The following is a 26,475-nucleotide window of genomic DNA, read 5'->3' on the forward strand; positions in this document are numbered from 1 at the left end:
CCCATGCAGACCCGCCGCATACGCTGGCACATTGCCGTTTTCCTCGCCCCTGCGGTGTTGGTCTATACGGCGGTGATGATCTTCCCCTTGTTCAACACTCTGCGCCTCGCACTGTTCACCGAGGTCGATCAGACACGTATCTACGTGGGCCTGCAGAATTTCCGCACCCTGTTCTTCGATCCGATCTGGTCCGAGCAGTTCTGGAACGCTTTGGGCAACAACTTCTGGTTCTTCCTGATCCACATGCTGGTGCAGAACCCAATCGGTATCGCTCTGGCGGCACTACTTTCGCATCCCCGCCTGCGGTTTGCGGCGCTCTACCGGTCCGCGATTTTCATTCCGACCATTCTGAGCTTTGTCATTGTCGGATTCGCGTGGAAATTAATCTTGTCCCCGCTTTGGGGCATTGCACCTTCGATGCTGGACGCCGTTGGTCTTAAGTCTCTGTTTGCACCATGGCTGGGCAAGGAAGAATACGCGCTGACGACACTGGCACTTGTCTCGGTCTGGCAATTCGTCGGCATCCCGATGATGTTGATCTATGCCGCCCTGCTGTCGATCCCCGAAGAGATCCTTGAGGCCGGCGAAATAGACGGCATCACCGGAGCCTCGGCATTCTGGAAGATCAAACTGCCGTTGATCATTCCTTCAATCGGGATCATCTCAATCCTGACTTTCGTAGGCAATTTCAACGCATTCGACCTGATCTACGTCTCGCAAGGCGCACTGGCAGGGCCGGATTTCTCAACCGATATCCTAGGCACCTTCATGTACCGCACCTTCTTTGGCTTCCAGCTGCAACTGGGCGACCCGCATATGGGCTCCGCCATCGCTGGCGCCATGTTTGCCATCATCCTTGTGGGTGTCTGTATCTACCTCTTCGGCATCCAGACCCGGATGCGCCGGTATCAGCTGTGAGGATCGCCGGATGAACAAAGCACGCCATAACCCGCTGAATACGGCCGTCATGCATGGGGCGCTGATCCTCTACACATTGATCGCCCTCTTCCCGGTCTTCGTGATCATCATCAACAGCTTCAAAACGCGCCGCTCGATTTTCCGCGAGCCACTCGCCCTGCCCGATGCCGAAAGCTTCTCGCTGATCGGTTACCAGACGGTGATGAAACAAGGGGATTTCTTCCTTTATTTCCAGAACTCGTTGATCGTAACCGTGGTTTCGCTGGCCTTCGTTCTGCTGTTCGGCGCCATGGCCGCTTTTGCCCTGAGCGAGTACAAGTTCAAGGGCAATACCCTGATGGGCCTCTATCTGGCGCTTGGGATCATGATCCCGATCCGCATCGGCACCGTTGCAATACTTGAGATGATGGTCGCAACCGGGTTGGTGAACACCCTCTGGGCGCTGATCCTTGTCTATACCGCTCAAGGTCTGCCGCTGGCTGTGTTCATCCTGTCCGAGTTCATGCGGCAGGTTTCGGACGATCTGAAAAACGCAGGTCGCGTCGACGGGTTGTCAGAATACACGATCTTCTTCCGATTGGTCCTGCCTCTGGTACGCCCTGCTATGGCGACCGTGGCCGTGTTCAACATGATCCCGATCTGGAACGACCTCTGGTTCCCACTGATCCTCGCCCCAGCTGAGGAAACAAAAACACTGACACTGGGCAGCCAAGTCTTCATCGGCCAGTTCGTCACCGACTGGAACGCGGTTCTGTCGGCACTCAGCATGGCGATCCTGCCGGTGCTGGTGCTCTATGTCATCTTCTCACGCCAGTTAATCCGCGGCATCACTTCAGGAGCTGTCAAATGACCAAAGTTCTGATCGCCGGCCTTGGTAATATGGGCTTCAGCCACGCGCTGGCCCACCACCACCACCCAGATGCGCAGATTGTTGGGTTGGTGAACCGATCCGGTCGCGTCGACCATCCTGACCTGTCAGGCTATCCGGCTTATTCAGATTTTCAGGCAGCTCTGACTGAGACCAACCCGGATCTGGTGGTCGTCGCCACCTATTCTGACAGCCATGCTGATTACGCCTGCACTGCGATGGAGGCCGGAGCGCATGTCTTCGTTGAAAAACCACTAGCGACCACTGTGGCTGATGCCAAGCGCGTCGTTGCGAAAGCCATTGAAACCAAAAGCAAACTGGTCATCGGCTATATACTGCGCCATCACCCCTCATGGATGCGCCTGATTTCTGAGGCGCGCGACCTGGGCGGGCCTTATGTCTTCCGCCTAAACCTCAACCAGCAAAGCAGCGGGGCTGAGTGGGAGACGCATAAGGCCCTGATGCAGACCACTTCCCCCATCGTCGATTGCGGCGTTCACTATGTCGACGTGATGTGCCAGATCACGGACTCAGACCCGGTGCGCGTCCACGGCATGGGCCTGCGCCTAAGCGATGAGATAGCCGAAGGCATGTATAATTACGGCCAGTTTCAGGTGATCTTCGAGGATGGCTCCGTCGGTTGGTACGAAGCCGGTTGGGGCCCGATGATGTCTGAAACCGCATTCTTCGTGAAAGACATTGTCTCACCGAACGGTTCCGTCTCGATCACCGATGGCAACAAGGGGGCGTCAGCCGATATCGACGGCCACACCAAAGTCGGCGGCCTTCTGGTCCATCGCCCCGAAGGCGACCAGACAATCGACATGCCGGATGAACCCGGCCATCAGGAGCTCTGCGATGCCGAACAAGCCTATATGCTGCGCGCGATTGCTGAAGACATCGACCTGACCCGCCACATGAACGACGCCGTGCAATCGCTGGCCATCTGTCTGGCTGCCGATACAAGTATCCGCACCGGCCAACCAATTTCGCTGAAAGAGGCAAACACATGACCGCCCTGACGCTAACGAACGTGAACAAGTCCTTCGGCTCCGTCGAAGTCCTTAAGGATATCAACATCGAAGTCGAAGACGGAGAATTCGTCGTCTTCGTTGGACCTTCGGGCTGTGGCAAATCCACTCTTCTGCGCGTGATTGCGGGGCTCGAAGATGTGACCTCGGGCGAGGTTCGCATCGGCGGAGAACTTATGAACCTAACCCCGCCCTCCAAACGCGGCATCGCGATGGTGTTCCAAAGCTATGCGCTCTACCCCCATCTAAACGTGCGCAAAAATATGTCTTTGGCGCTGAAACAGGAAGGTCAGAGCAAGCAGGTCATCGAAGAACGGGTCACCAAGGCCAGCAAGATGCTGAACCTTGAGCCCTATATCGACCGTTACCCCTCTGAGCTATCCGGCGGACAACGCCAACGCGTCGCTATCGGCCGCGCCATTGTGCGCGAACCCAAACTGTTCCTGTTCGACGAGCCTTTGTCCAATTTGGACGCCGCCCTGCGCATGAATACGCGGCTTGAGATCGCCAATCTGCATCAGCAGCTTGATGCTTCAATGATCTACGTCACCCACGACCAGACGGAGGCGATGACCCTAGCGGATAAGATCGTCGTCCTACGCGACGGGCGCGTTGAGCAAGTCGGCAGCCCAATGGAGCTGTACAACAATCCCGCCAACCAGTTCGTCGCAGGTTTCCTCGGCGCGCCCTCGATGAATTTCTTCCCTGCCAGCGTGATCGGCGACAGCGCGGACACGACACTGGGTATACGCCCCGAAGACCTTTACCTGACCGACGAGGGCCCCCTGACCGCGAACGTGACTCATGTCGAGCATCTGGGCGGAGACACCAACGTGATCGCGATGATGCAAGACCATCAGATCACCGCGCGCTTATTCGGCCAACATCAGGTTAATGCAGGTGAATCCGTACATTTCGGCTATGCTCAGGATCGAACCTATCGCTTCAACCCACAGGGCGCCCGTCTCACCTGACAATATCGGGTAACGATTTTAGGATTTTGGTGCGGTCGAGATGCATTGAAAACTTAAACACGCCTGTTTCCGGACTCCTCGAAAAACCAGAGGAATAATTTTAAAACAACATAATGAGGCTTCCAGTAGTCTCTAGATGGATCACTGTGTCTCACAGTAAAAGTTGGACCTTGGGGTGGACCAATTATAGCAGTCAACAAGCTGTTATCTTTGCAAGTGAAGAACACTCAAACCGGCTAGTACTTGGATGGCGAGAACCTCTGGCTGCCAAAAAGGACGGTGATGCTGGCAAGTAGTTGCTTCGGGTCCATGTCTACAGGTGTCGCAGAGAGATGGGTTTGGGCGCTCTGTCAGCCATAACTCTGAAGATTCACGCCAAGAAGCAGAGAAATGGCGACCCATAACCCGTCAAGGCAAAGACCCGATCAAAGAACAAGAACGGATACGCCGGGAAGCTGCTTAGACCGATCACGCTTTGACCGTGGTCGCGAAAGAAACCTTCAGGAAATTAGAGAGAGGCGAATACGCCAGATCTCGCATCAGATCAGATCTCGAGAAGAAGCTTACGGGATCTTTCTCCGAGTTGTTGCTGCCGGGTAGGCACTGAGATCGGACAAAGTAGACCAAAAGCACAAAGGTTGAACGTCTGATGAACGAGCGCGCGGATCTATTTCAACCAGCAAAATGAAAAACTCAGGGCGTTCTAATGTATTTTTTACACCAACAGCCTGATCTTAATTATCATCCATATATGCAGTTTTTCAACCGATATTCGCCGCTCGACCCTCCGACATTTCTGCCATTTCGACGGCCTTGTCTATCAAGAACAACGCCTCCATCTTGGTTTTGGCTTTAAGCATAACTTCTTCGCTAACTTGGAAGCCAATTGGCCGACCTGAAGTGGTGTCACCGGAAATTTCTTTCAATGCCTCCGGAAGCGGAGCACCCAACTGGTCCACACTCAAATCAATTTGATTGTCATAGATCATCAAGAATACGCCATTTCCCCAATAGGTCGCTACTTTGCGCCCTTGCTGATTGGCTGTCAAAAGCGCGGTACCAGCTAAAGTCATGGCACTACGGAATTCACTGACCGTGCTCGTCTCATAGATTTGTTCGGCGCCTATGCATTTCACCGCCACAAGCTTTGCAGCCATGGAGTGCATCGTTGAAAGCTGAATTACGTAGTTCTCAAATTCAGCTAACCCAATGCAACCGGGCAAATCTCCGAAACATTGCGGATCACTTAAGCGAACGTCCGGACTATTACCAAAACACAACTCAGATTCCGCTTCAGCTTCCAGCACTTCGATTGCGGCTCTGCGTTCCGCTGCCATTCTATAGGCGTCAGACAACCTCTGCTTCAGATCCGAGAACTCAAAAGGCTTTGTAACGTAGTCCGTTGCCCCAACTCCGAATGCTTCGTCGATGTACTCTTTTTGCACCATGGCGGTCACCATGATAATGGGCGTGTACGTGTATTCTGGTAATTTTCGCACTTCTTCGCAAAGAGTTATGCCGTTCATTTGCGGCATCTGCACATCAAGCAATAAGCAGTCGAACGCTTCATTTGGTCTCGACAGTATTTCAAGGGCCTCCCGACCACTTCTGGCGGTAACGACATCTTTGTACCCGAACGATTCAAGAACTTTATCTAGCAACTCCAGGATGCTAGGATCGTCGTCTACAGCAAGTATACGCATAACTTTTCACCAACCTCTTACACCACTCCAACCGTTGGGCATTGCAGACTTTAAGGCAACGGCTAGCTGGCGCATAAAACACTCAGGGATTACTCATCCTCTCTTATTTTCTTTTACGAAGGTGGCAAAACGGTGACATTAGGCAGACTTCCTTATGTCTGCACATTTTTTTCAATCTGTACAAATTTCTCAGCCCGAGGACGCAATTAGAAAAGTAACTCCCTCCAAATTTGGATGTCATCTTGATGGCTGCTTCTATCAGCAGTCAGGGCTGCCTTGAATTTTCATCAGACACCGAGACGGCACTTGATCCAGCGTAAGTTCTAATAGGTAATTTCCAATCGAAAGAGCAAAAAAAACTTTTTTTTCAAAATGTTGCTGCACACGCAGAAATGAATGAAGCCTACGGGTGAAAAGAAAAGTTAAAAAAATCTTGCGTAATTGATCTGTCAGCGAACTCAACCATTGGGAGAGAGGAGATTTGGACACACCCATTCATCAATTCGGTTAACTACCGCATAGGTTGGTGGACTTGCCGAGCTGAATCTTGTCATAAGTGCGTCAATAATATGAGCAAAATATGGACCGTCCACTCAGGTTTAAGCAGACATACTCGGTCCCGGAGGGATTTCCGGAACTGACACCCGCTAACGCCACTTCAAGCGCTCCGAGTAAATCGGCGCGGATAGAAGTTTTCGCGGTTAGAAGTAGCCAGCCAATGCCACGTAGTGACGTTGGCAATATTCGTGCGACTACGCTTAGCTTTCGCAATATTCACGAGTATGGCCCACTGTTGGCAAAATACCTCGAAACCAGAAAGTCAATTTTCATAGATCAGCTAAAGTGGCAAGTCGGCGAAGCTGACGGGATGGAATTCGACCAATACGACACGCCAGCCTGTCGATGGGTTGTGTTGCACGAGTTTGGTGAAATTTTGGCAGGTGTGCGACTTCTGCCCACGACCGCACAATGCGGGGTATACAGTTATATGCTGCGCGACGCACAAAGAGGTATCCTTAAAGATATCCCATCTGACGTTCTGTTTGTTGAAGCCCCGGTAAAGCAATCTGTCTGGGAAGCATCCCGTTTCTTCGTGACAAAAGATGTAGCTTCATCACGCAGGCAGCAGGTTCAACAAGAGTTGTTTCACCAGATGACTACTGTCGCGATGGAAGGTGGTGCATCCAGCATACTGGGCATCGTTCCTTCAGTCTGGGCACGGTGGTCACGGCGACTGGGTATCAATGCCTCACCTGTCGGCGCAAAGTTCTCTATCGATGGCACCGTCAGTCAGTCAGTTTTGTTCAACATCTACAAGTAAATTGAACAACCCCGCTGCTGGATCGTCTATTATACTTTTTAACGCCCGACGCTGACTTCATTGCGACTAGGGTTTATTTTCAGGCTATTGGGAAACCGTGGCTTTTATGCATGTTAGCAGCGTTACCAGAATTGATGCTTAAATTCCCAATCGCATTTCAATTCCGTTGTTTTGAGATCGTGAATTGTTCTTAGACGCGAACATATTGCCGAATAAATAGCATCAAAAAAAGCGCCACGGCCGCTCAAAATAAGAAACAGACAACTCGTCGCTGAGGCCGTTGGCGCCAAACAAAGGTCAAGAAAAAACCCCTTTCTACGAAGAATCTCTCAATTTTTGCCGCGGTTTCGACCCACTCACCTCATAGGTTCAACCCGTTATGAGGATATCGGCGGTTCACCAGTTATGAGACATTCCACATTTGGCAGTGATCGGTTCCAAAGAAATTTAGAGCATCGAGCACAAAGAAAGACCGCACTTACTGTACTGGCGGTCGATGATGATCCTGACATTTTGAAATTGCTCCAGTCAGCGCTTCCTGAACTCGAAAACTGCAACGTGGCTGCTGCCAGTTCAGCTGATGAAGCGCTTGGGATGATAGAAGCAGCAGAATCCCCGTTCGACTGTCTGCTTATTGACATTCAGATGCCTGGAACCTCAGGGATAGAGTTGCTTTCACAAATCCGAAACCTGCCGGAAAATCTGGAAACACCTGTTATAATGCTGACCGCACTGGATGACAGGCAGAATATCGAGAAGGCATTTTTAGAAGGCGCGTTTGATTATGTAACTAAACCCTTCGACTTCTTTGAACTGCGCAGCCGTATGAACGCTGCTCACCTTCTGATGATGGAGAGAAAGAAAACCCAATCCTCATCGGCGTCGATAGAAAATCTTCGCAGTGAATTGGATTTCAACCAGAAATTCAATTTCAAGGATCCTTTGTCTATCGACGAGCAGGAACAATGCTTGGGGTATGTCGAATTCGACAACTATGTCGAACAGCTTTCACGGAGGCGTCGATTTGACACCTGGGTCACCGCAATCAAATATCGTGATGCCGAGTATCACTTTGATCTGGGGAATTTTGGTGATTTTCGGCGATCTGTTTCCGACATCGGATCCTGCATTGAAAGAACAACACAGGCTGCTGGAGGAATCTATTCCTATCGCGGGAGTGGCACATTTCTAGTTGTTACACATGGGCGGGAACGCACCCAGAATATTCCGACCGAAGCTTTCCTAAACCAAGAACTAGGGACTGTTCTCAGCAACCGCTGCGCATCTGTCCATCTTAAAGTGGTGAAAGGTACACCGGTATCGCTTCGTTCTTTTACGAAGGTTGGAGCATTCGCCTCTTTGGACATGGCTATCAAAAAAGTGAATCATCGTGAGGCCAATCTCAGAAAGGGCCTGGTTACAACCTCTTCCACATTTTCAGAGCCCACACCGCATCGCAAAGAAATGGTCAACGATAGATTGTTTGATGTAGTCTTGCGTGAGCTGTACGGCGATAACACTTACCTCACTCGCCGGCAGTAAGCTAATTCTATCGCCAGACCTGACGTCGATCAAAGGTCAGGTACTGGAGTTTAGATATCAACTTTATTCGCGAACCCGTTCGGCATTGAGGATGAGTGGGCCACTGGTACGCATGGTGAAGGTCAAAACTGGTTCCGGCATTTCAGACTCAGTAATCGAAAAATTTATTCGACGGAGCACCGAAGCCATAAGTACCATGATTTCAGTTTCAGCGTACTGAGCACCTATGCAGATTCTGGGGCCATCTCCAAATGGAATGTACTGGCCTCGAGGCAGTGTAGACCCCAAGAACCGTTCCGGTCGATAGTGGTCAGGAGCATCCCATAGTTTTTCGTTTCTGTGCAAAGAGTAAACTGGGAAGAACAGCGCGTCACCATTTGCAATCTTTACCCCTTTGATTTCAAGGTCGGCAGATGCGTCTCTAGCAAAGAACGCGGCTGATGGGTAAAGCCGCAGCGTTTCTTTTACATGGGCGCGCAGGAGTGGCATTGCCTCCAGGTCCGAGAATTCCACTAGGCCTTTTGGGCGAACGGACCGAATTTCCTGTCTAACCCTAGCTTGCATATCTTGGTGCAAGGCCAGCAAATAATATCCCCAAGCCAAAGCGTTGGCGGAAGTTTCATGACCAGCGACGACAAAAGTCAAAAGGTTGTCAACGGTAGTCGCTTCATCCTCGAAATCGGTTTTCAACGCCTCAATCATGAAATCGAGGAAATCCTGTGGCTCGCTGCGGCATTCGGAGCGACGCTGATCAATAACCTGTCTGGCAAGGTTCCGCATATTGGTGACCGGGGCCAGGCTGCGTAGCCAATTCTTGCGCGGCACCCACTTTGGCAAACCCATTAAATCGAAAAGAGACAGATCAGAAATGTACTCAAAATACTTGATCAGCCCCACGCGTATCTGCTCTGAACTGACTTTCTTGTTACCCGAAAAAATCACCCTGGAAATATTCGTCAACGTTGATGCAGGCGCAATTTGTGCAACATCGACGGGGCCTTCGTGTTCCGCCAATGAATCTGCAATCTCGACACCAGTCTCTGCAAAATGCCGGGCTAGAACCGGGAGGTTCCTGGCGGCGAATAGTGGAGAATATCTACGTCTCTGTTGACGCCATTTTTCCCCTTCAGAGAGTATCAACCCGTTGCCTACAGCCGATCCAATAATGTCTTTAGTGAACTTGGCCTTGGGAAACGAACGGCCCTGCCCGACAAGTAACTCGGTTATTATTTCAGGATCGCAGATATAGTGTATGTTCAAAGGCCCACGAACATAAGTTTCACGCAGAGTTTCGGCCGGGATGACTTCAAACATGTTTCGACCAGCGGACCTTGCAAACTGAAGCAGTGTCACCGGCTTTTTTGCAAGCCTAGCCGAAACAGGAGCGACAGCGCTCTGCCCCAACTTCGTAAATTCAACTGCAGTCAAACCCCAACCCTTTTAGATTTTCTCCGTCTTTCTGGCACATTAAGATAAAAAAAAATGTACTTAGCAACGAGATCGTCAAATTTGGGCGCCCCACACTGCATTTGCGCAACAAAAATTTTTCAACCTCTCACACCAGAATCTTGCGTGAAACCCCAACAATCCCGGTGGCCTTCAAAGGATTAGCGCCAAACTGTGAACCCAATTCAGACCAACTAAGTCCTCATTGTGCCGGTAATGGTATTTTCCAAGCGCGAAAAACGAAGACATCTGGATGACAGCCATCGACGCCAATCTGCCGGACCGGGACGCCGGTGAAACGGAAAACCGGCTTCTGCAAAACATCATAGATTATACTGCCATGAGCTTTGCGCTTCTGTGGCAGCGGCAGGCTATTTATCTGGCCACGACCATTTTAACTGCGTTCTTCTTCGATCCCATTAACGCCATGCTGTTCTACGGGACAATCCTCATTTGCGAAGCGCAAGATTTATTGCTGGCCAAACGCGTACCACGCTTGAAGCCAGATCAGCACAAAGCAATTAGTATGATGGTTGTTTGGATTCTGTTGAACACGATCCTCAGCGCGGCCGCAATCTGCCTGTATGCTGTTTCAGTTGCTTTCGCACAGCCCGCCGGTGGTCACTTTACTCCAATGTTCTTCTTGTTTGCTGCGGCGTTGTTTGCAGCAATGAACAACCATCAGTTTCTGTGGGCAATGATTATCCGTCTGACCATGTACGGCGTATCGTTCATGTTGATTGTCGTCAAGGATATCTGGATCGAACGCCCCGAGCTTTCATCTGAACTCTGGCTGCACTTCTTCACCGTTATCTTTGTAATGTACTTTCTGATTGACTGTTCGATGGTGTTTCTGAAGCTCTACCGCAGGAATTTGGAACAACTCGAAAAGCTCAAAGCAGAGCACGAAAGAACAAAAGCGGCCTACATTGCGAAAACTCAGTTCATATCGACAGTTAGCCATGAACTGCGTACGCCTCTCACTTCGATCAAGGGATCACTTGACCTAATCAACACAGGCGCATTGGGTGAAGCTCCAGAATCAATGCAAAGCCTCATTCATTTAGCAGGTAAAAATTGCGAACGGCTCGCATCCCTAATCAATGATGTGCTGGACATTCAAAAAATGGAAGCGGGCGAGATGAACTACCGTGAAGGAACTGTTGATGTACATGCGCTGATTCAGGAAGCGATCGCCTGTAACATGGGATACACCAGTGCTCACAACGTAGAAATTGTAGAAGACTTAAGGGGAAACAATGATCTGTACGTTAAAGGTGATCCCTCCCGCCTGCTTCAGGTGTTGGCCAACATTATCTCCAACGCAGCTAAATTCTCCCTTGATGGAGGCGAGATAACCGTCGGATGCGAGAAAGTGGGCGGGAATATTCGCCTCTTCGTCAAAGACCATGGCATCGGGATACCTGAGGGGTGCCATGACAAAGTTTTCGATCGATTTTCCCAGATAGACTCCTCCGATGAACGTCACGCAGGCGGTACAGGGCTCGGGATGCACATTTCAAAGGAAATTGTAGAGCATTTTGGCGGAACAATAGACTACAGAAGCAAACTTGGTGAAGGCACAGAGTTTTTCATTAAATTGCCTGCGATAAGCGGACATGAAGTAGGTTCCACCGGAGAAGAGCACACCTCACTACCCTGCGCCACGCAACCGGAGCAACGATAACGAATTCCTGCCAAGCAATTTCGATGGCACATCACTTTGCATCTCTGAAGCAATCCCGTGATTCAGTAGCGGATTTTCAGTGGTGAAGTTATCCCTATGATCACAAGACCTCGTGCCACACTCGAGATCGTCAGTTGTAAAATGAAGGAGTCTGTGTATTGCCAAAGCAACTCCAAAAAGAAAATGCTGTCCCGATCATACGATCGAAACAGCACACTCGTTACCAAATACACTTCCGAAGATGCAGTAGATTTACAACTTTCGGCAAATAGGCCTACTGCTTGCAGGCCGCGATATTACTACGAACATCATAAGGGATGAACTGTCCAAGCACCGAGAAATTCTCGTGTTTTGTTCGTTTTAGTTGTTCTAACTGATGTAAACCGGAAACAAAAAAGCCAATGACCGCCGGACTGTCAACATATTCAGCTTTTTCATCGATTGGGCGCACTCTATTTGAATTAATTCACTCAAGTTTTGACGCCCAACTCTGATTGTATGGTCGTCACAGTTCTTAAGCCCGTATTGCACGTTTATCTCAATATTCGCGGCTAATCAGCCTTCACAAGTGCGGCAGCTAATTTCGTTGACGCACTCATACAGCCTTTTAACCAGCAGTGGAGATCCATCCTCGATAAACAGTAATTGGTGGAAGCCATTTATGCACTTGATCGGTTGTCGGGCACTCTACTCGACGATCGGAGGCATCAGGCCCTCAACATGCGCCCACCAGTCCCCGAAACTCTAGTCCGAGATGGCCCAGAACACGGGGGCTAGACAATCTAATCTTCCCTTTTGAATCTTCCGGCAGTTATCTCCGCCTCCAAGCCAATTCGCACAAGTTCGCGGATTGCCGCCGAACGCCCATAAATCTGATTCTGGTGGGTGTATGCCTTGATGTCCGACAACTCCTCGTCCGTCATCAGAATTTGCAGTCTTTGAGGGGGGTGTTCACCAAGCTTTTTCATAAAATAAGGGTATCACTATACACATAGTGCGTCAAATGCTTGACACCTCAGCACCTTTACTATACACACTATACACACAATAAGTTAGATGCGATTTTCCACCTTGGGGAGTTTGGATCATGATCCACTTTTTTCAGCTTCAGTTCCATCGCGCACATGAAATCTGCGTTGTCTTTCATGTCTGCTATGTTGTGTATGAGTTTGCGTACAAAGCGCATGTGATTTAGCGAAACTCATCCAACTTACGGTGCTAAGTCGCTTCGTTGCCTACGCTTGAAATAATGTAAGGTAAGACGACGGTTCAGTCCCAGCTCTAATCGGACTGAACCGAGTTACCTGCCTTCGAAAGCCGACAGACTGCAAATCACTGTTTTCTCCGATTGCTGAACTTCGGGCAAACCGACAGATCAATTCAGGCTCTCGCTTTTTATAGCCAAGTGTCGCGCAACATTTTCTAACCATGTTGCACCCAAAGCACTCTGTTTAACACGGGCCTCATCCATCCGTACTCAGTTGGCTAAAACGCCTGGATTTCACCTCGGCGCCTATTCTTGGGTTGAGGCCTGACTATTCTTGAGGGGGTCGAAAACTATTCTTGAACTGCCTATGGCTATTCTTGCAGCACTCAAGAACAGTAAAAAAATATTAAAAGTCAATATCTTAAATCCACCCAAACACCACACCAGCCCCAAATTGGAAATAATATTTTGCACGGATTTACTCCATTCGCTCTTCGCAAATAGCCTTCGAGCACCAAAGCGCCAATCCTAGCCTGAACATGAATTTAGGCACGGCGCGGAACCTGAAACCAGAATAGGAAGAAGAATGGAAGCAGAGCTAAACACCAATACGTCTGAGACGCCTTGCCCCCTTGAGGTTACGTACGTTGACTACCTTAACCTCCTACCAAATTTGGATCTGGCTCGCGAGCTGCTTGATTTGTACCGAGCCTGCAACCGAGATGCAGAAACGCTTCCTTTTGGACTTTCCCAAGACGTTCGAAGGGGACTGGCACTAGAAGCTTATATGTACAGGGCCGTCAAACGTCGCGAAATCGAAGACGAGAAGGAGATGTGCAATCAAAGTGAGATGAAATCAGTAATTGCGACCATTCGCGATGTGGCCTCCTGCCTGCCCCTTGAAGAACTAGCGTACTGTCTGCGGCTTCACTTCTACCTGAAGGGAAAAGAACCTGATTCAGATCTATCAATTGTTCAGAACATGCTGTCGGAGCTTGTTCTTAGAGCGAAGGTTTCGGAGGGAGCAGCACTTAAATGAATGTGCAAAAACCCGCTAGCTTCTGTGGAGGAGCCAATTCGGGCCTTCATGAGATTGCCGCGTCACCACCTGACTTGGCCCCCATCTATGTCCCTTTAAATGAATCAGCCAAGTGGTTCGGCGTTTCGCGTGACACGATTTACCGAGCTAGGAAACGCGGCCACCTCAAAATCTACAAAGCAGGGAGCCGATCAGTCTTGAAGGTTTCCGAAGTGAAATACTGGATCGAACATCGTTGATGTATCGCTTCCAGTGTGTGGGGCCGGTTGTGGGGCCGGCTCAACTCAACCCCACACTTCTACTATAAAAACAATATCTTGGGGGTTGACATTGGTGCGGTCGAGAAGACTCGAACTTCCACGGGTGTTACCCCACAGCGACCTCAACGCTGCGCGTCTACCAATTCCGCCACGACCGCACTGCCAATGACTTGGTAGAGGGGCGTATAGACGCTGTGCCACGCGATGTGAAGAGGCAAAAACACAGCCGATTGAATTCGCGCGCTTTAGCAATATCTAAACGCGACACAATGCAATCTGGAGCAGCCCATGCCCTCGCCCGATCCCCGCCCTACCGTGCAGATTGATGTCGTCTCGGATGTGGTCTGTCCGTGGTGTATCGTAGGTTTTCTTCAACTCGATGCCGCGCTGAAGCAAGAGAATGTGCTGGCCCGATTGCGCTGGCATCCGTTCGAATTGAACCCCAGCATGGGGCCCGAGGGGCAGAACCTGCGAGAGCATATTGCCGAAAAATATGGCTCGACACCCGAACAAAGCCAGCAGGCGCGCGCGCGGTTGACCGCGTTAGGGGCTGAACTTGGATTTACCTTCAATTTCACCGATGACAGTAGAATTGTGAACACCTTTGCCGCGCATCAACTGCTTGATTGGGCGGAAACGCAGGGACGTCAGCATCCGCTTAAACTGGCCTTGTTCGACGCCTATTTCACCATGCAGCAGGATGTCTCTGACGTCGACGTGTTGTTGGGCGCGGTCGAAACGGCGGGGCTCGACCCGAATGCGGCACGCGCGGCGCTTGAGTCGGGTGCACACGCCCAGCCGGTGCGTGAGAAACAACAATTCTGGACCAGCCGAGGCATTTCGGGCGTGCCTTCGATGGTATTTGGCGGGAAATATCTGCTGACTGGCGCGCAAGGCGCCGACACCTATGCGCAGGTGTTGCAGCGTTGTCTGGCCGAGGCCGCCTGACCCCTTCCCCCTGCCCCGCAGACGGTCTAAGGAACGAGCATGGAATGGAAAACCACCGATGGGCTGATCGACTACGACGAAGCCACTGCCTTTATGGAGGCGCGCGTTGCCGCGATTGCGGCAGGTGAAGCCGATGAATGCATCTGGCTGTTGGAACATCCACCGCTCTATACCGCTGGGACTTCCGCCAAGCGTGAAGATCTGACCGATCCGGATCGCTTTCCGGTCTATGAGAGCAAGCGCGGCGGTCAGTACACCTATCACGGCCCCGGTCAGCGCGTCGTTTACGTCATGCTGGACGTGGGTAAACGCGGCCGTGATGTTCGCCGCTTTGTGCAGCAGCTTGAAGCATGGGTGATTGCAGCCCTGGCCGAATTCAACGTAACCGGTGAGATACGGGAAGGCCGCGTGGGCGTCTGGGTTCAGCGGCAGGACAAGCCGCTTTCGATAGCGGGACAGACCGCCGAGGATAAAATTGCAGCCATCGGAATACGCCTGAGGAAGTGGGTTAGTTTCCACGGAATATCAATCAATGTTGAACCAGATCTGTCTCATTTCGGTGGGATTGTACCTTGCGGCATACAGGAACACGGTGTGACATCTTTGGTCGACCTCGGGCTTCCCGTAACGATGGATGACGTCGACGTGGCACTAAAAAAGACCTTTGATGATGTGTTCGCCTCCGAAGGCGTTTGAAAACTAGGTGATTCCACGTACTCGGAACGATCCGGAAACATTACCCAAACAACAATGCTGAATTTCGATGCGTTCTGTTTCGAAAATCATAGTGGCTTGTCCTTCAAATCGCCCCAATTCGCCTCAAATTCAGGGATTCTTCACATCCACTCCTTACAAACGCCATTTGACCACGTAGTATGTAATGACCGTTCATGAGTGAGTGGTGTGTTAACCGGTGATCGCAGGGCTGCCCAGCGAAATCCGTGAAAGTGTTTGGTTACGAGTCTGCCGTTCCGACCCCATAATCGGAACGGCAATTCTCGTTTTAGGGCCTCGGTATTGTATGAATCCCTTGCCTTTGCGGCCTTTCGTGCAGCTTATCGACCCCACGTGCCAGCGGAACTTTCTTGGAATTCAACCCAATGCTGCGCGGATTTTGTCAGCGTGTTTGGCAATCAGATCAAAATCACCCATCTTGCCCGGTGGACGCATCGATACGCCTTCGTAACGGGGCAGGACATGGAAATGTAGATGAAACACCTCCTGCCCGCCCGCAGCTTCGTTGAACTGCTGAACAGTTACACCATCAGCTTCAAACGCGACCTTCACGGCCTGTGCTAATTTCTGAACCGTCGCTATCACTGCCGCAAGTTCTACGGACGACGCGTCCAGCATGTTGCGGCACAGTGATTTTGGGATGACCAACACATGCCCATCAGAGCGCGGCATGATGTCCATCAAGGCGACTGTTTCATCATCTTCATAAACTCGGTTCGACGGGATTTCCCCACGTAAGATCTTGGCAAAGACGTTTTCGGGATCATATTCAGTCATCACGGGCCTCCGGTATTGCGCTTCTTTGCTTTTCTGTGCCGCCCCCCCGATGCGGGTCAAGCGGGATTCCCCAATCACCACTTGAATTCGTGGACTGCCCCCCCAAATCGCTAGTATCAGAGGTTGAAATGCCGGGCTGCATGGGCTGCCCGCGACAATTAATCTTGATCCAGATCAAACTCGGCCATTGAAGGTCGCCCCCTTGCAATCTAAAACCAGCAGGAATCCCGCGCGTTGGAGAGGTCCGACTGCGCGGTGTAGTTGCAACAGGAGGCACCTAATGGCAGACGCAGCCATTCATGGTCACGAGCATGAAGACCAGCGTGGGTTCTTTACCCGTTGGTTCATGTCGACCAACCACAAGGATATCGGGATTCTGTACCTGATCGTATCGGCGCTGGCCGGTTTGATTTCGGTTCTGATGACTGTCTACATGCGGCTCGAACTGATGCACCCCGGTGTTCAGTACATGTGCCTCGAAGGTTTCATGGCCGATCCATGTACCCCCAACGGACACCTGTGGAACGTCATGATCACCTATCACGGTGTCCTGATGATGTTCTTCGTGGTTATCCCGGCCCTCTTCGGCGGATTTGGCAACTATTTCATGCCGTTGCAAATCGGTGCGCCGGATATGGCGTTCCCGCGGATGAACAACCTGTCCTTCTGGCTGTACGTCGCCGGGACCTCGCTGGGCGTCGCCTCGCTGCTGAGCCCCGGTGGTAACGATCAGCTCGGTTCGGGCGTCGGCTGGGTTCTGTATCCACCGCTGTCCACGACCGAGGGCGGCATGTCCATGGACCTTGCGATCTTTGCTGTGCACGTATCGGGCGCCTCCTCGATCCTCGGCGCGATCAATATGATCACCACCTTCCTGAACATGCGTGCCCCGGGCATGACCCTGTTCAAGGTGCCGCTATTCAGCTGGTCGATCTTTGTCACCGCGTGGCTGATTCTGCTGTCACTGCCGGTTCTGGCGGGCGCGATCACCATGCTGCTGATGGACCGCAACTTCGGCTTCACCTTCTTTGATCCGGCCGGTGGCGGCGATCCGATCCTGTATCAGCACATCCTGTGGTTCTTTGGCCACCCCGAAGTGTATATCGTGATCCTGCCGGGCTTTGGCCTTATCAGCCACGTGATCGCGACCTTCGCGCGCAAACCAATCTTCGGTTACCTGCCGATGGTCTGGGCGATTATCGCGATCGGTGTTCTGGGCTTCGTCGTGTGGGCGCACCACATGTACACCGTTGGCATGTCGCTGCGTCAGCAAGCCTACTTCATGCTGGCCACGATGGTCATCGCGGTTCCGACCGGCGTTAAGGTCTTCTCGTGGATTGCGACCATGTGGGGCGGCTCGATCGAGTTCAAAACCCCAATGCTGTTCGCCTTCGGCTTTCTGTTCCTGTTCACCGTTGGTGGTGTGACCGGCGTTGTGCTGTCGCAGGCAGGTGTAGACCGTGCTTATCATGACACTTACTACGTCGTGGCGCATTTCCACTATGTGATGAGCTTGGGTGCAGTCTTCGCGATCTTCGCTGGCGTATACTTCTACTTCTCGAAGATGACAGGTCGTCAGTATTCCGAGTTCTGGGGCAAGGTTCATTTCTGGCTGTTCTTCATCGGCGCCAACCTGACCTTCTTCCCGCAGCACTTCCTGGGTCGTCAGGGCATGCCACGTCGCTACATCGACTATCCCGAAGCGTTCGCGCAGTGGAACTTTGTTTCGTCGATTGGTGCATTCATCTCGTTCGCTTCGTTCCTGCTGTTCTTTGGCATCGTGATCTACGCCCTGCTGCGCGGCGCGAAAGAGACGCGGCCGAACCCGTGGAACGAATACGCAGATACGCTGGAATGGACCTTGCCAACGCCGCCGCCTGAACACACGTTCGAGCAGCTGCCGAAGCAGGAGGATTGGGATAAAGGCCACGCGCACTGATCCCGACCTGAATGACAAGAAAACCCCGCCCATTTAGGCGGGGTTTTTTGTTCCTGCCTGACCTGTGTAAGCGGGGCAGTCGCCAGAACAGCAAAAATAGAGTATTCTGGTCCGGGCAAAGTACCCGGCCAACCGAAAGGGGTTTACGATGCCCGAGATCGACTTTTGGTTCTCAATTGGTAGCACCTACAGCTTCCTGACGATCAAACGCCTGGACGATTGGAGTGCCGAACACGATGCCACCGTGAACTGGCGGCCGTTCAATGTGCGGACCGTGATGTCAGAACAGCAGAACATCCCCTTCGCCGGCAAACCGATTAAATCCGCTTACATGTGGCGGGATATCGAACGCCGGGCGGCCAAGTATCATATTCACGCCAACTTGCCTGCGCCCTACCCAATCTCGGACCTCGCATTGGCTAATCAGGTCGCCCTACTGGGAATGACAGAAGGCTGGGGAAAGACGTATACACAATCGCTCTATGCTCTCTGGTTTGAAGACGGCATAGAAGCCGGGTCCGAGACAGCCATCACCGAAGCCCTGCATCGTTGTCAGCAGGACCCCCGCCTAGCCCTCGCACGTGCGCGCAGTCCGGACATTGTGCAATCTCTCGAAAACGAGACCAACACTGCCATCCAACTGGGTGTGTTTGGCGCACCCAGCTTTGTCGTGCGCGGCGAGGTGTTTTGGGGTGATGACCGGCTGGACGACGCGTTGTCATGGGTGCGTGTTGGACACGTTGTGTGACAGATTGCACTTCGACTCAGGCAGTTGCTGCGCTAGGTTTCAACCATGCCTTATCGATGGACCAAGAATTCAGATACAGAGCAGGAGTTGCGCCTCTGGCCGCATAACTCCTTACCACCGCGTGGCGCGATGGGGGTTGTTCTCGCTGTCTTTCTGTTCGGCCTGATTCCGCTGTTTGCGGTGCTGGGATCTGTTCTGCTGTGGGGCTTGCTGCCCTTCTTGTTGCTGACCGTACTAGGTCTCTGGCTGGCATTTGAGATGAACTATCGCGCACGCAGCGTGTTCGAGGTTCTCACGTTGGATAAAACGCAGGCGCGCCTCGTGCACCGCAATCCACGCAAAGACGATCTGGAATGGTCCTGCAATCGATATTGGGCGCGCCCCGAAATGTACGCGAGCGGTGGTCCGGTGCCCCATTACGTGACACTGGTCGGAGACGGCCGGGAGGTCGAAATTGGTGCATTCCTCACTGAAGAGGAACGGATCGCGCTGTTCGATGACTTAACCCGGAAACTGCGCGATTCTGCTTGATTAACCGCCGTTTGATGCGGCGCAAAGGTGATCTTTGACCATTGGCCCGACCTTGCCGAAATCCATCTGACCGGTATAGCGCGTTTTCAATTCGCCCATCACCTTGCCCATATCGCGGATTGACCCCGCGCCGGTGGCCGTGATGGCCGTCTGAATAGCTTTGCTGACCTCGTCATCATCCAGCTGCTTGGGCAGGAATTCCTCGATCACTTCGACTTCGCGCAGCTCACGCTCGGCCAAATCCAGGCGCCCACCCTCTTCATAGGCGCGCGCGCTTTCCTTGCGCTGCTTGGTCATTTTTCCAAGGATCTCAAGCACCTCGGCATCGCCACAGCCTTTGGCCTCTTCATTTACGGATGCGCGCGAAGCAATGTCACGATCCTTGATCGCGGCATTGATCAGGCGCAGCGTCGATAGGCGCTCGGCTTCTTTGTCTTTCATTGCTTGCTTCAGGGCGGCATTCACCCGTGATCGCATATCCATATGGTCTGTCCATCCCCATGGCAAAGGAACCTCGACCATATCGAAACAAAAAGGCGGGCACAACAGGGGCGATACTTTACTAAGTTATTGATTTTAAACAATAGCCTAAAATTTGAACAGGCTTGACCCGACGCGCTAACCCCCTTAGGTATGCGTCCGTTTACCTTGCAGGAGAGTCGCGCCATGGCCCAGAACGCCCCGTCCAAGCCCACCGCATGTCTGGCATTGGCCGATGGAACGCTGTTCTACGGTATTGGCTTTGGCGCCACCGGCCAGACGGTGGCCGAGCTGTGCTTCAACACCGCCATGACCGGCTATCAGGAAATCATGACAGACCCCTCCTACGCGGGCCAGATCGTGACATTTACCTTCCCGCATATCGGTAATGTTGGCGTGAACCCGGAGGATGATGAAACTGGCGATCCAGTTGCCGCGGGTATGGTTGTCAAATGGGACCCGACCGAGCCTTCAAACTGGCGCTCTGCCGAAGAGCTAAAAGCATGGCTGACCCGTCGCGGCCGCATTGCGATTGGGGGCGTCGACACCCGCCGCCTGACCCGCGCTATCCGTCAGCAAGGTGCACCGCATGTAGCGCTGGCGCATGACCCCGAAGGTAACTTCGACATCGAAGCTTTGATCGCGGCTGCACGCGGGTTTGCCGGACTTGAGGGCATGGATCTGGCTAAGGACGTTACCTGCGCACAAAGCTATCGTTGGGATGAGATGCGTTGGGCCTGGCCTGACGGCTACCAGCGACAGGAAGCTCCGTCACATAAGGTGGTCGCTATCGACTATGGTGCCAAGCGAAACATCCTACGCTGCCTGGCATCGGCAGGCTGTGACGTGACCGTATTGCCTGCGACCGCGACAGCAGCGGATGTTCTTGCCCATAAGCCCGACGGTGTCTTTCTGTCCAACGGCCCGGGCGACCCGGCGGCCACTGGTGAATACGCCGTGCCGATGATCAAAGAAGTGTTGGAAACCACTAACCTGCCGGTCTTTGGCATCTGCCTTGGCCATCAGATGCTCGCGCTGGCTTTGGGCGGGCAGACCGTCAAAATGAACCACGGCCACCACGGCGCGAACCATCCCGTCAAGGATATGGAAACCGGCAAGGTCGAAATCACCTCGATGAACCACGGCTTTGCCGTAGATGCTCAATCCCTGCCCGATGGCGTGATCGAGACGCATCGTTCACTGTTTGACGGCTCAAACTGCGGCATCCGCATGACGGGTCGTCCAGTCTATTCGGTGCAACATCACCCCGAAGCCTCACCCGGACCACAAGACAGTTTCTACCTGTTCGAACGCTTCGCTACTGCAATGGCCGATCAAAAAACACAGGCCTAAGAGCGATTTAGTCGAGTTAACTCGGCGTTAACCCTGTTTGAGCAACCCTGCCGTCCGTGAACCGCGGCAGGGTATTCTTATGGTTAAACTGAATCTGAAACGCCAGATACTGGCGGAACCGGTTCCCGGCCCCCATTCACGCAAACCTCTTGGGGCCTGCCTGCGGGATCAAGGCGTGATATCAGAGGCTCAGCTCCAACAGGCGTTGCATTTACAAACCCGCCAGAATGCCCCGTTGGGGGAAATCCTTGTTGGTGAAGATTGGGCCAGTCGGGCCGAAGTTCTCTCTGCCTTGTCCGAACAAACAGGCTTGCAAATTGCCGATCTGGAACAATCTCCGCCTCCCGAAGAGCTTTGCGCACTGAAACCATTGGAGTTTTGGCTAACCCACAACGTTCTGCCTTGGATGCGAGTTGGACCAATTCTGCTGATTGCAACGGCGCGGCCTGACCGGTTCGATACGGTTTCAACTGCGTTAAGTGATACAGGCTATACGATCGTCCCGGTTCTAGCCGGGGCCGAACAGATTGATACCGCAATTGCGCGCCGTTTTGCCGCCGATCTGACGGAGGCGGCTGAAACGCGCGTCGATTTGCAACAAAGCTGTCGCAACTGGTCGGCAACGGCTCGGGCCAGACCTATCACGTTGGTCGTTCTGCTAATCATTTTATGCAGCTTATTCCCAATGCTGGGTCTCACCGCTCTACTTTGGACAACGCTTGCGACTTTGGCGTTGTTCCTCTTCCTTCGTGTCTCGGGGCTGATTGCCCATTTGACACTTCGAAACACTCGTCTTGTCACAGCAGATCCGATCCGCCTGCCCTGTGTGTCGATACTGGTGCCGCTTTTTGAAGAAAAAGAAATCGCAGAAATCCTGATCGCCCGTCTGCGACGGTTGACTTACCCAAAGGCGCTGCTCGACGTCATATTGGTGCTTGAAGAGCATGATAATGTCACCAAAGCTGCACTGCATGGCATCGAGCTTCCCAGCTGGGTACGGGTAATTGAGGTGCCGAAGCGGGGTAAACTCACGACCAAGCCTCGCGCGATGAACTATGCGCTGGATTTCTGCCGCGGGGATATATTGGGTGTCTGGGATGCCGAAGACGCCCCGATGCCAGATCAGATCGAATCCGTTGTCCGGCATTTTGCGGCCGCGCCCGAAGATGTTGTCTGCCTGCAAGGCGTTCTGGACTATTATAACCCGCGCACCAACTGGCGGTCACGGTGCTTTACCATCGAATACAGCGGTTGGTTTCGGGTGATTCTCAGCGGCATCGCCCGATTGGGCCTTGTGGTTCCGCTGGGTGGCACCACATTCTTTTTTCGTCGAGACAAGCTGGTCGAGCTGGGCGGATGGGATGCCCATAATGTTACTGAAGACGCAGATTTGGGCGTTCGTCTCTGCCGGGCTGGCTACAAGACTGAAATCGTCAGCACCGCCACCTATGAAGAGGCTAATTTTCGGGCCTGGCCCTGGGTCAAACAGCGCTCGCGTTGGCTGAAGGGATTCATGGTTACATATCTGGTCCATATGCGCGCGCCGTTAAGGTTGCTGCGCGATCTGGGACCGCTCCGTTTTCTGGGCTTTCAGGCCTTTTTTCTTGGAACGCTCGGGCAGTTTCTACTTGCCCCGGTGTTATGGGTATTCTGGCTGACCTTTCTCGATCTGCCGCACCCCTATCAGCACATCACAACACCTGATTTTCTGCGAAACTGCATTTACTTATTGCTCGCTGCAGAGGCTGCAAATCTTTTGGTTGGCATGCTGGGCGTCATCGCGGGCAACAGGCGCTTTCTGTTGCCATGGGTTCCGATGATGGTCCTCTATTTTCCACTGGGTGTTCTGGCGGCCTATAAGGGCTTATGGGAACTAGCGGTACGGCCATTCTTCTGGGACAAAACCCAGCACGGTCATGCGGTCGAGGAAAGCGAGGCTGCTATTTCTCGCGCCGGATCGCATCCTGTTTCAGCCGGGTCATGAACGCGACCGAAATATGGTCCTGCAGGGCTTGTTGGGCCCCTGCCTCATCGCGGGCAGCAATCGCGTCGACGATGTTTTTGTGCTCATTCTGCGCGATTTCACCGCGCCCCTCAGCCGCAAGGGATGTAGTCGCCATCAACGCCATGGTCCTGTGCACCAGATCAAGCTGTTGCACCAGATAGCGATTGTGCGAGGCCAGATGGATCTGCTCGTGAAACCTGCGGTTGGCACGCGAAAGCGCAGACGGGTCATTCACCAGCGCATCATCGGCATCTACCATATCTTGAAGGACCCGGATTTCTTCTTCGGTCGCATGCTTGGCCGCCAGCCTTGCGGCGAGCCCCTCCAATTCGCGTCGCACGACATATAGTTCTGCCATCTGGTTGTGGTCCAGCGACGCCACAATCAGAGACCGCCCGTCCCGTTCCAGCAGCGATTGCGTCTCTAACCGCTGCAACGCTTCGCGGATCGGTGTACGCGAAACGCCAAAACGCTCGGCCAGCTCGCTTTCCACCAACCGGTCGCCCGGCTTGTAGACGCCCACATCGATTGCTTCGAGTATCAGGCTATAGGCATCCGTATTGGACTGTTTGGATTGGGGCATCGGCTATTATGTCTCCTGGTTCGGACATGTCTAGCCGCCTCACACCCCGGCAATCAAGTGCGGCATTGAAAACCGTCGTTCATCGCCCTAAACCCAAACCATGGTCAAACCTGCCTTTACCCACGTCACCCAATGGGTGTTCGACCTCGACAACACGCTATACCCGCCGCATATGCGCCTGTTCGATCAGATTGAGGTGCTGATGACGGATTACGTGGTGCAAGCGATCGGCGTCGACCGACCCGAGGCCGATCGGCTCCGTTCACACTATTGGCGTGAATACGGTACCACGCTTGCCGGCCTGATGGCCGAACACGATCTGGACCCAGATCCCTATCTGCATGCGGTGCATCAGGTGGATATGAGCCATATGGAGCCCGACGCAGCATTGGCCGATCACATCCGCGCGCTGCCGGGCCGACGCATCGTCTATACCAATGGGTCAGCACCTTACGCACAGCGTGTTTTGGCTGCACGTGGGCTGGATGGGCTATTCGATGCGATCTACGGAATTGAGCATGCAGGCTATCGCCCTAAACCGCAAAAGGCTGCATTCCAAGCCATCTTTGCTCAGGACGGAATCGAAGCCACACAAGCAGCCATGTTCGAGGATGATCCACGCAACCTGGCTGCGCCGCATGAGATGGGAATGCGTACTGTTCACGTCGCCCCTGATCCACACGATGCAGATCACATTCACCATCACACGGACGATCTGACCGGATTTCTGGGCCGCCTGCGATAGGCTGTCACACTGCGACGATCTGTGCGTTTCGCAGTCGCAGCATTAGCCCCATATGCAGCTCAGCGACGAACAGAATCGGAGATCCCAATGACCGCGCTCGATATGCCGGCGCGCCCGCCTTTGTGGCAGCGCCTGTTGTTTGCAATCCCGCTTTTTGGCTGGATGGCCCGGGATGTGGCCAATGCCGAAGCCGAAGACCTGTACTACACCGCCGCGGCACTTGTCAGCATGTGGGGCTGTTCTATCCTGCTGTTCGGCCTGCCAGGCCTCTACATCCCGGCCTTGATGATGGTGCCGACGATGTTTCTTATCCTGATTTTGATCTCTCGCGGATAAGGCACGAGACAGGATGTCACTTGGCACCCGCCTCGCAACAGCACTAGTGTCTGCGGCAACGGAGACATATTCATGACCGACAGCTGTGATATCCTGATTTCTGGCGGCGGAATCGCCGGATTGACCGCCGCCGCCGCTTTTGGTGCTGCCGGGTTTGACGTGATTTGCGTCGACCCTTCACCGCCGATCACAGAACGCGACGTGGATGGCTCGGATCTGCGCACCACCGCCTTTTTGCAGCCCGCCCATGGGTTGCTGGAGCAGTGCGGACTCTGGGCGCGTTTGGATGCACATGCTGCCCCTCTGCAGATCATGCGCATTGTGGACGCGGGCGGCGATGTGCCCGAACCCCGCGTGGTGCGCGATTTCAACGCCGCCGATATCTCGGATCAACCGTTCGGCTGGAACCTGCCCAACTGGCTGCTGCGGCGTGAGATGGTGGCACGGCTGTCAGAATTGCCAAACGTCGATTTCCGACCCGGCACCGGCACGGCCAGCCTGTTCACCCGCACCAATGAAGCACGTGTCGGTCTGAGCGATGGCAGCCGCGTCCGCTGCAAGCTTGTCATCGCCGCAGACGGTCGAAACTCGCCGATGCGGGAAGCCGCCGGAATTAGCGTGCATACTACCCGCTACGGCCAGAAAGCTCTGGCCTTCGCCGTTACGCACCCGATCCCGCACGACAATGTTTCGACCGAAATCCATCGTTCCGGTGGACCCTTCACCTTGGTCCCCCTGCCCGATTGGCAGGATCAGCCGTCGTCTGCGATTGTCTGGATGGAACGCGGCCCACGCGCGGTCGAATTGCTGAACCTCGAAGCCGAGACATTCGAGGTCGAGATGACTGAACGCTCCTGCGGACTGTTCGGGCCGCTGAAACTCGCTTCGCGCCGGACAATCTGGCCAATCATCAGCCAGTCGGCGGAACGTCTGGCTGGTGAACGCATTGCCCTGATGGCCGAAGCCGCACACGTGGTCCCCCCTATCGGCGCGCAGGGGCTGAACATGTCGCTCGGCGATCTTCGTAGTTTGATGGAACTAGCGCTGGCCTGGCCCGAAGGCTTGGGTGACACGCAAATGCTGGATGCCTATCATAAGGCCCGCCATACTGAGATCGGACTGCGCGTCAAAGGTATCGATCTGCTGAACCGCGCCTCGATGATCGAGGCGCGACCGCTGCGTGATGCAAGGGCGATGGGGCTAAATGCGCTCTATTCCCTACCAACGGTGCGGAAGACGCTGATGCAAATGGGCCTCGGCGTCCGCTGATCCGTCAGGCGGGCTTCTGCCCGCCTTGCC

24 protein-coding genes and 1 tRNA gene are annotated in these 26,475 nt (G+C 53.3%); 19 read left to right on the plus strand and 6 right to left on the minus strand.

Translation table 11 applies throughout. The features are described 5' to 3' along the window. Nucleotides 1-3: 3 nt before the first annotated feature. The 4 genes from ACR3EJ_RS14660 to ACR3EJ_RS14675 are packed head-to-tail and all read left to right on the plus strand — an operon-like array spanning nucleotide 4 to nucleotide 3,791. Nucleotides 4-918, plus strand: a complete 915-nt coding sequence (locus ACR3EJ_RS14660) for a carbohydrate ABC transporter permease (RefSeq protein WP_039534942.1) — start codon at nucleotides 4-6, stop codon at nucleotides 916-918. A 10-nt stretch (nucleotides 919-928) separates the two neighbouring features. Continuing rightward, complete coding sequence (locus ACR3EJ_RS14665; RefSeq protein ID WP_170539092.1) at nucleotides 929-1,768, plus strand: carbohydrate ABC transporter permease; 840 nt, start codon at nucleotides 929-931, stop codon at nucleotides 1,766-1,768. Then, nucleotides 1,765-2,799, plus strand: a complete 1,035-nt coding sequence (locus ACR3EJ_RS14670) for a Gfo/Idh/MocA family protein (RefSeq protein WP_170539090.1) — start codon at nucleotides 1,765-1,767, stop codon at nucleotides 2,797-2,799. Before ACR3EJ_RS14665 ends, ACR3EJ_RS14670 begins: the two co-directional genes overlap by 4 nt. Further along, the gene (locus ACR3EJ_RS14675; protein ID WP_170539088.1) at nucleotides 2,796-3,791 is read left to right on the plus strand and encodes an ABC transporter ATP-binding protein; all 996 of its coding nucleotides are present in this window, start codon (nucleotides 2,796-2,798) and stop codon (nucleotides 3,789-3,791) included. Before ACR3EJ_RS14670 ends, ACR3EJ_RS14675 begins: the two co-directional genes overlap by 4 nt. A 761-nt stretch (nucleotides 3,792-4,552) precedes the next feature. Here ACR3EJ_RS14675 and ACR3EJ_RS14680 read toward each other — a convergent pair. After that, nucleotides 4,553-5,494: a response regulator gene (locus tag ACR3EJ_RS14680; RefSeq protein ID WP_170539086.1), complete on the minus strand. Its 942-nt coding sequence runs from the start codon at nucleotides 5,492-5,494 to the stop codon at nucleotides 4,553-4,555. Nucleotides 5,495-6,212: 718 nt separating this feature from the next. Between ACR3EJ_RS14680 and ACR3EJ_RS14685 the strand changes: the two genes are divergently transcribed. Both ACR3EJ_RS14685 and ACR3EJ_RS14690 read left to right on the plus strand, forming a co-directional pair. Then, complete coding sequence (locus tag ACR3EJ_RS14685) at nucleotides 6,213-6,815, plus strand: acyl-homoserine-lactone synthase (protein WP_170469386.1); 603 nt, start codon at nucleotides 6,213-6,215, stop codon at nucleotides 6,813-6,815. Nucleotides 6,816-7,220: 405 nt separating this feature from the next. Next, nucleotides 7,221-8,357, plus strand: coding sequence for a response regulator (locus ACR3EJ_RS14690; RefSeq protein WP_170539084.1), 1,137 nt, complete (start codon nucleotides 7,221-7,223; stop codon nucleotides 8,355-8,357). 63 nt (nucleotides 8,358-8,420) lie between these two features. Here the strand turns inward: ACR3EJ_RS14690 and ACR3EJ_RS14695 are convergent, their stop codons facing one another. Continuing rightward, nucleotides 8,421-9,785, minus strand: coding sequence for a cytochrome P450 (locus ACR3EJ_RS14695; RefSeq protein WP_170539082.1), 1,365 nt, complete (start codon nucleotides 9,783-9,785; stop codon nucleotides 8,421-8,423). 271 nt (nucleotides 9,786-10,056) lie between these two features. Here ACR3EJ_RS14695 and ACR3EJ_RS14700 point away from each other — a divergent pair, with 271 nt between their 5' ends. The 3 genes from ACR3EJ_RS14700 to ACR3EJ_RS14710 all read left to right on the plus strand — a co-directional run bounded on the left by ACR3EJ_RS14700 (nucleotide 10,057) and on the right by ACR3EJ_RS14710 (nucleotide 13,975). After that, nucleotides 10,057-11,490: a sensor histidine kinase gene (locus tag ACR3EJ_RS14700; protein WP_170539080.1), complete on the plus strand. Its 1,434-nt coding sequence runs from the start codon at nucleotides 10,057-10,059 to the stop codon at nucleotides 11,488-11,490. A gap of 1,793 nt (nucleotides 11,491-13,283) precedes the next feature. Then, entirely contained in the window at nucleotides 13,284-13,736 is a 453-nt protein-coding gene (locus tag ACR3EJ_RS14705) for a hypothetical protein (RefSeq protein ID WP_170539077.1), read from the plus strand. Then, complete coding sequence (locus ACR3EJ_RS14710) at nucleotides 13,733-13,975, plus strand: helix-turn-helix domain-containing protein (RefSeq protein WP_170539075.1); 243 nt, start codon at nucleotides 13,733-13,735, stop codon at nucleotides 13,973-13,975. Before ACR3EJ_RS14705 ends, ACR3EJ_RS14710 begins: the two co-directional genes overlap by 4 nt. Nucleotides 13,976-14,067: 92 nt before the next feature. On the opposite strand, the gene ACR3EJ_RS14715 is transcribed toward ACR3EJ_RS14710, so the two are convergent. Then, nucleotides 14,068-14,154: transfer RNA gene (locus ACR3EJ_RS14715), tRNA-Leu, on the minus strand. Between the two features lie 130 nt (nucleotides 14,155-14,284). Between ACR3EJ_RS14715 and ACR3EJ_RS14720 the strand changes: the two genes are divergently transcribed. Both ACR3EJ_RS14720 and lipB read left to right on the plus strand, forming a co-directional pair. Beyond that, nucleotides 14,285-14,944, plus strand: a complete 660-nt coding sequence (locus ACR3EJ_RS14720; RefSeq protein ID WP_170539073.1) for a DsbA family oxidoreductase — start codon at nucleotides 14,285-14,287, stop codon at nucleotides 14,942-14,944. 39 nt (nucleotides 14,945-14,983) lie between these two features. After that, nucleotides 14,984-15,640: a lipoyl(octanoyl) transferase LipB gene (gene lipB, locus ACR3EJ_RS14725; protein WP_170539071.1), complete on the plus strand. Its 657-nt coding sequence runs from the start codon at nucleotides 14,984-14,986 to the stop codon at nucleotides 15,638-15,640. Between the two features lie 396 nt (nucleotides 15,641-16,036). Here the strand turns inward: lipB and ACR3EJ_RS14730 are convergent, their stop codons facing one another. After that, a complete protein-coding gene (locus ACR3EJ_RS14730) occupies nucleotides 16,037-16,456 on the minus strand; it encodes an HIT family protein (RefSeq protein WP_170539070.1) in 420 nt (139 codons plus the stop codon). Nucleotides 16,457-16,736: 280 nt separating this feature from the next. On the opposite strand from ACR3EJ_RS14730, the gene ctaD reads away from it, so the two are divergent. From ctaD to ACR3EJ_RS14745, 3 genes are all read left to right on the plus strand, one after another. Continuing rightward, nucleotides 16,737-18,395: a cytochrome c oxidase subunit I gene (gene ctaD, locus ACR3EJ_RS14735; protein WP_010439338.1), complete on the plus strand. Its 1,659-nt coding sequence runs from the start codon at nucleotides 16,737-16,739 to the stop codon at nucleotides 18,393-18,395. Between the two features lie 148 nt (nucleotides 18,396-18,543). Then, nucleotides 18,544-19,143, plus strand: a complete 600-nt coding sequence (locus ACR3EJ_RS14740; RefSeq protein ID WP_170539067.1) for a 2-hydroxychromene-2-carboxylate isomerase — start codon at nucleotides 18,544-18,546, stop codon at nucleotides 19,141-19,143. Between the two features lie 45 nt (nucleotides 19,144-19,188). Then, nucleotides 19,189-19,674 (plus strand): DUF2244 domain-containing protein, encoded by a 486-nt coding sequence (locus tag ACR3EJ_RS14745; RefSeq protein WP_170539065.1) that lies wholly within the window; start codon nucleotides 19,189-19,191, stop codon nucleotides 19,672-19,674. On the opposite strand, the gene ACR3EJ_RS14750 is transcribed toward ACR3EJ_RS14745, so the two are convergent. Next, the gene (locus ACR3EJ_RS14750) at nucleotides 19,675-20,157 is read right to left on the minus strand and encodes a GatB/YqeY domain-containing protein (protein WP_170539063.1); all 483 of its coding nucleotides are present in this window, start codon (nucleotides 20,155-20,157) and stop codon (nucleotides 19,675-19,677) included. Nucleotides 20,158-20,340: 183 nt separating this feature from the next. On the opposite strand from ACR3EJ_RS14750, the gene carA reads away from it, so the two are divergent. Both carA and ACR3EJ_RS14760 read left to right on the plus strand, forming a co-directional pair. Beyond that, nucleotides 20,341-21,507 carry a glutamine-hydrolyzing carbamoyl-phosphate synthase small subunit gene (gene carA, locus ACR3EJ_RS14755; protein WP_170539061.1) on the plus strand — a complete coding sequence of 389 codons (1,167 nt, stop codon included), beginning with the start codon at nucleotides 20,341-20,343 and terminating at the stop codon, nucleotides 21,505-21,507. A 79-nt stretch (nucleotides 21,508-21,586) separates the two neighbouring features. After that, nucleotides 21,587-23,491, plus strand: coding sequence for a glycosyltransferase family 2 protein (locus tag ACR3EJ_RS14760; protein WP_170539051.1), 1,905 nt, complete (start codon nucleotides 21,587-21,589; stop codon nucleotides 23,489-23,491). Here the strand turns inward: ACR3EJ_RS14760 and ACR3EJ_RS14765 are convergent. After that, nucleotides 23,448-24,095 (minus strand): GntR family transcriptional regulator, encoded by a 648-nt coding sequence (locus tag ACR3EJ_RS14765; protein WP_170469329.1) that lies wholly within the window; start codon nucleotides 24,093-24,095, stop codon nucleotides 23,448-23,450. The two genes, ACR3EJ_RS14760 and ACR3EJ_RS14765, sit on opposite strands and share 44 nt — an antisense overlap. 100 nt (nucleotides 24,096-24,195) lie before the next feature. Here ACR3EJ_RS14765 and ACR3EJ_RS14770 point away from each other — a divergent pair, with 100 nt between their 5' ends. From ACR3EJ_RS14770 to ACR3EJ_RS14780, 3 genes are all read left to right on the plus strand, one after another. Further along, nucleotides 24,196-24,840, plus strand: coding sequence for a pyrimidine 5'-nucleotidase (locus ACR3EJ_RS14770; protein WP_170469326.1), 645 nt, complete (start codon nucleotides 24,196-24,198; stop codon nucleotides 24,838-24,840). Nucleotides 24,841-24,927: 87 nt separating this feature from the next. Beyond that, nucleotides 24,928-25,176: a hypothetical protein gene (locus tag ACR3EJ_RS14775; RefSeq protein WP_170539049.1), complete on the plus strand. Its 249-nt coding sequence runs from the start codon at nucleotides 24,928-24,930 to the stop codon at nucleotides 25,174-25,176. A gap of 72 nt (nucleotides 25,177-25,248) precedes the next feature. Next, the gene (locus tag ACR3EJ_RS14780) at nucleotides 25,249-26,445 is read left to right on the plus strand and encodes a UbiH/UbiF family hydroxylase (RefSeq protein ID WP_170539047.1); all 1,197 of its coding nucleotides are present in this window, start codon (nucleotides 25,249-25,251) and stop codon (nucleotides 26,443-26,445) included. Nucleotides 26,446-26,475: the final 30 nt, after the last annotated feature.

The sequence above is a fragment of the Ruegeria sp. AB11 genome, assembly GCF_056536325.1.

Excerpts from the sequence above, each read along its gene's own strand:
- ACR3EJ_RS14660 (WP_039534942.1), top strand. The coding sequence starts at position 4 with ATGCAGACCCGCCGCATACGCTGGCACATTGCCGTTTTCCTCGCCCCT.
- ACR3EJ_RS14665 (WP_170539092.1), top strand. The coding sequence starts at position 929 with ATGAACAAAGCACGCCATAACCCGCTGAATACGGCCGTCATGCATGGG.
- ACR3EJ_RS14670 (WP_170539090.1), top strand. The coding sequence starts at position 1,765 with ATGACCAAAGTTCTGATCGCCGGCCTTGGTAATATGGGCTTCAGCCAC.
- ACR3EJ_RS14675 (WP_170539088.1), top strand. The coding sequence starts at position 2,796 with ATGACCGCCCTGACGCTAACGAACGTGAACAAGTCCTTCGGCTCCGTC.
- ACR3EJ_RS14680 (WP_170539086.1), bottom strand. The coding sequence starts at position 5,494 with ATGCGTATACTTGCTGTAGACGACGATCCTAGCATCCTGGAGTTGCTA.
- ACR3EJ_RS14685 (WP_170469386.1), top strand. The coding sequence starts at position 6,213 with ATGCCACGTAGTGACGTTGGCAATATTCGTGCGACTACGCTTAGCTTT.
- ACR3EJ_RS14690 (WP_170539084.1), top strand. The coding sequence starts at position 7,221 with ATGAGACATTCCACATTTGGCAGTGATCGGTTCCAAAGAAATTTAGAG.
- ACR3EJ_RS14700 (WP_170539080.1), top strand. The coding sequence starts at position 10,057 with ATGACAGCCATCGACGCCAATCTGCCGGACCGGGACGCCGGTGAAACG.
- ACR3EJ_RS14705 (WP_170539077.1), top strand. The coding sequence starts at position 13,284 with ATGGAAGCAGAGCTAAACACCAATACGTCTGAGACGCCTTGCCCCCTT.
- ACR3EJ_RS14710 (WP_170539075.1), top strand. The coding sequence starts at position 13,733 with ATGAATGTGCAAAAACCCGCTAGCTTCTGTGGAGGAGCCAATTCGGGC.
- ACR3EJ_RS14720 (WP_170539073.1), top strand. The coding sequence starts at position 14,285 with ATGCCCTCGCCCGATCCCCGCCCTACCGTGCAGATTGATGTCGTCTCG.
- lipB (WP_170539071.1), top strand. The coding sequence starts at position 14,984 with ATGGAATGGAAAACCACCGATGGGCTGATCGACTACGACGAAGCCACT.
- ACR3EJ_RS14730 (WP_170539070.1), bottom strand. The coding sequence starts at position 16,456 with ATGACTGAATATGATCCCGAAAACGTCTTTGCCAAGATCTTACGTGGG.
- ctaD (WP_010439338.1), top strand. The coding sequence starts at position 16,737 with ATGGCAGACGCAGCCATTCATGGTCACGAGCATGAAGACCAGCGTGGG.
- ACR3EJ_RS14740 (WP_170539067.1), top strand. The coding sequence starts at position 18,544 with ATGCCCGAGATCGACTTTTGGTTCTCAATTGGTAGCACCTACAGCTTC.
- ACR3EJ_RS14745 (WP_170539065.1), top strand. The coding sequence starts at position 19,189 with ATGCCTTATCGATGGACCAAGAATTCAGATACAGAGCAGGAGTTGCGC.
- ACR3EJ_RS14750 (WP_170539063.1), bottom strand. The coding sequence starts at position 20,157 with ATGGATATGCGATCACGGGTGAATGCCGCCCTGAAGCAAGCAATGAAA.
- carA (WP_170539061.1), top strand. The coding sequence starts at position 20,341 with ATGGCCCAGAACGCCCCGTCCAAGCCCACCGCATGTCTGGCATTGGCC.
- ACR3EJ_RS14760 (WP_170539051.1), top strand. The coding sequence starts at position 21,587 with ATGGTTAAACTGAATCTGAAACGCCAGATACTGGCGGAACCGGTTCCC.
- ACR3EJ_RS14765 (WP_170469329.1), bottom strand. The coding sequence starts at position 24,095 with ATGCCCCAATCCAAACAGTCCAATACGGATGCCTATAGCCTGATACTC.
- ACR3EJ_RS14770 (WP_170469326.1), top strand. The coding sequence starts at position 24,196 with ATGGTCAAACCTGCCTTTACCCACGTCACCCAATGGGTGTTCGACCTC.
- ACR3EJ_RS14775 (WP_170539049.1), top strand. The coding sequence starts at position 24,928 with ATGACCGCGCTCGATATGCCGGCGCGCCCGCCTTTGTGGCAGCGCCTG.
- ACR3EJ_RS14780 (WP_170539047.1), top strand. The coding sequence starts at position 25,249 with ATGACCGACAGCTGTGATATCCTGATTTCTGGCGGCGGAATCGCCGGA.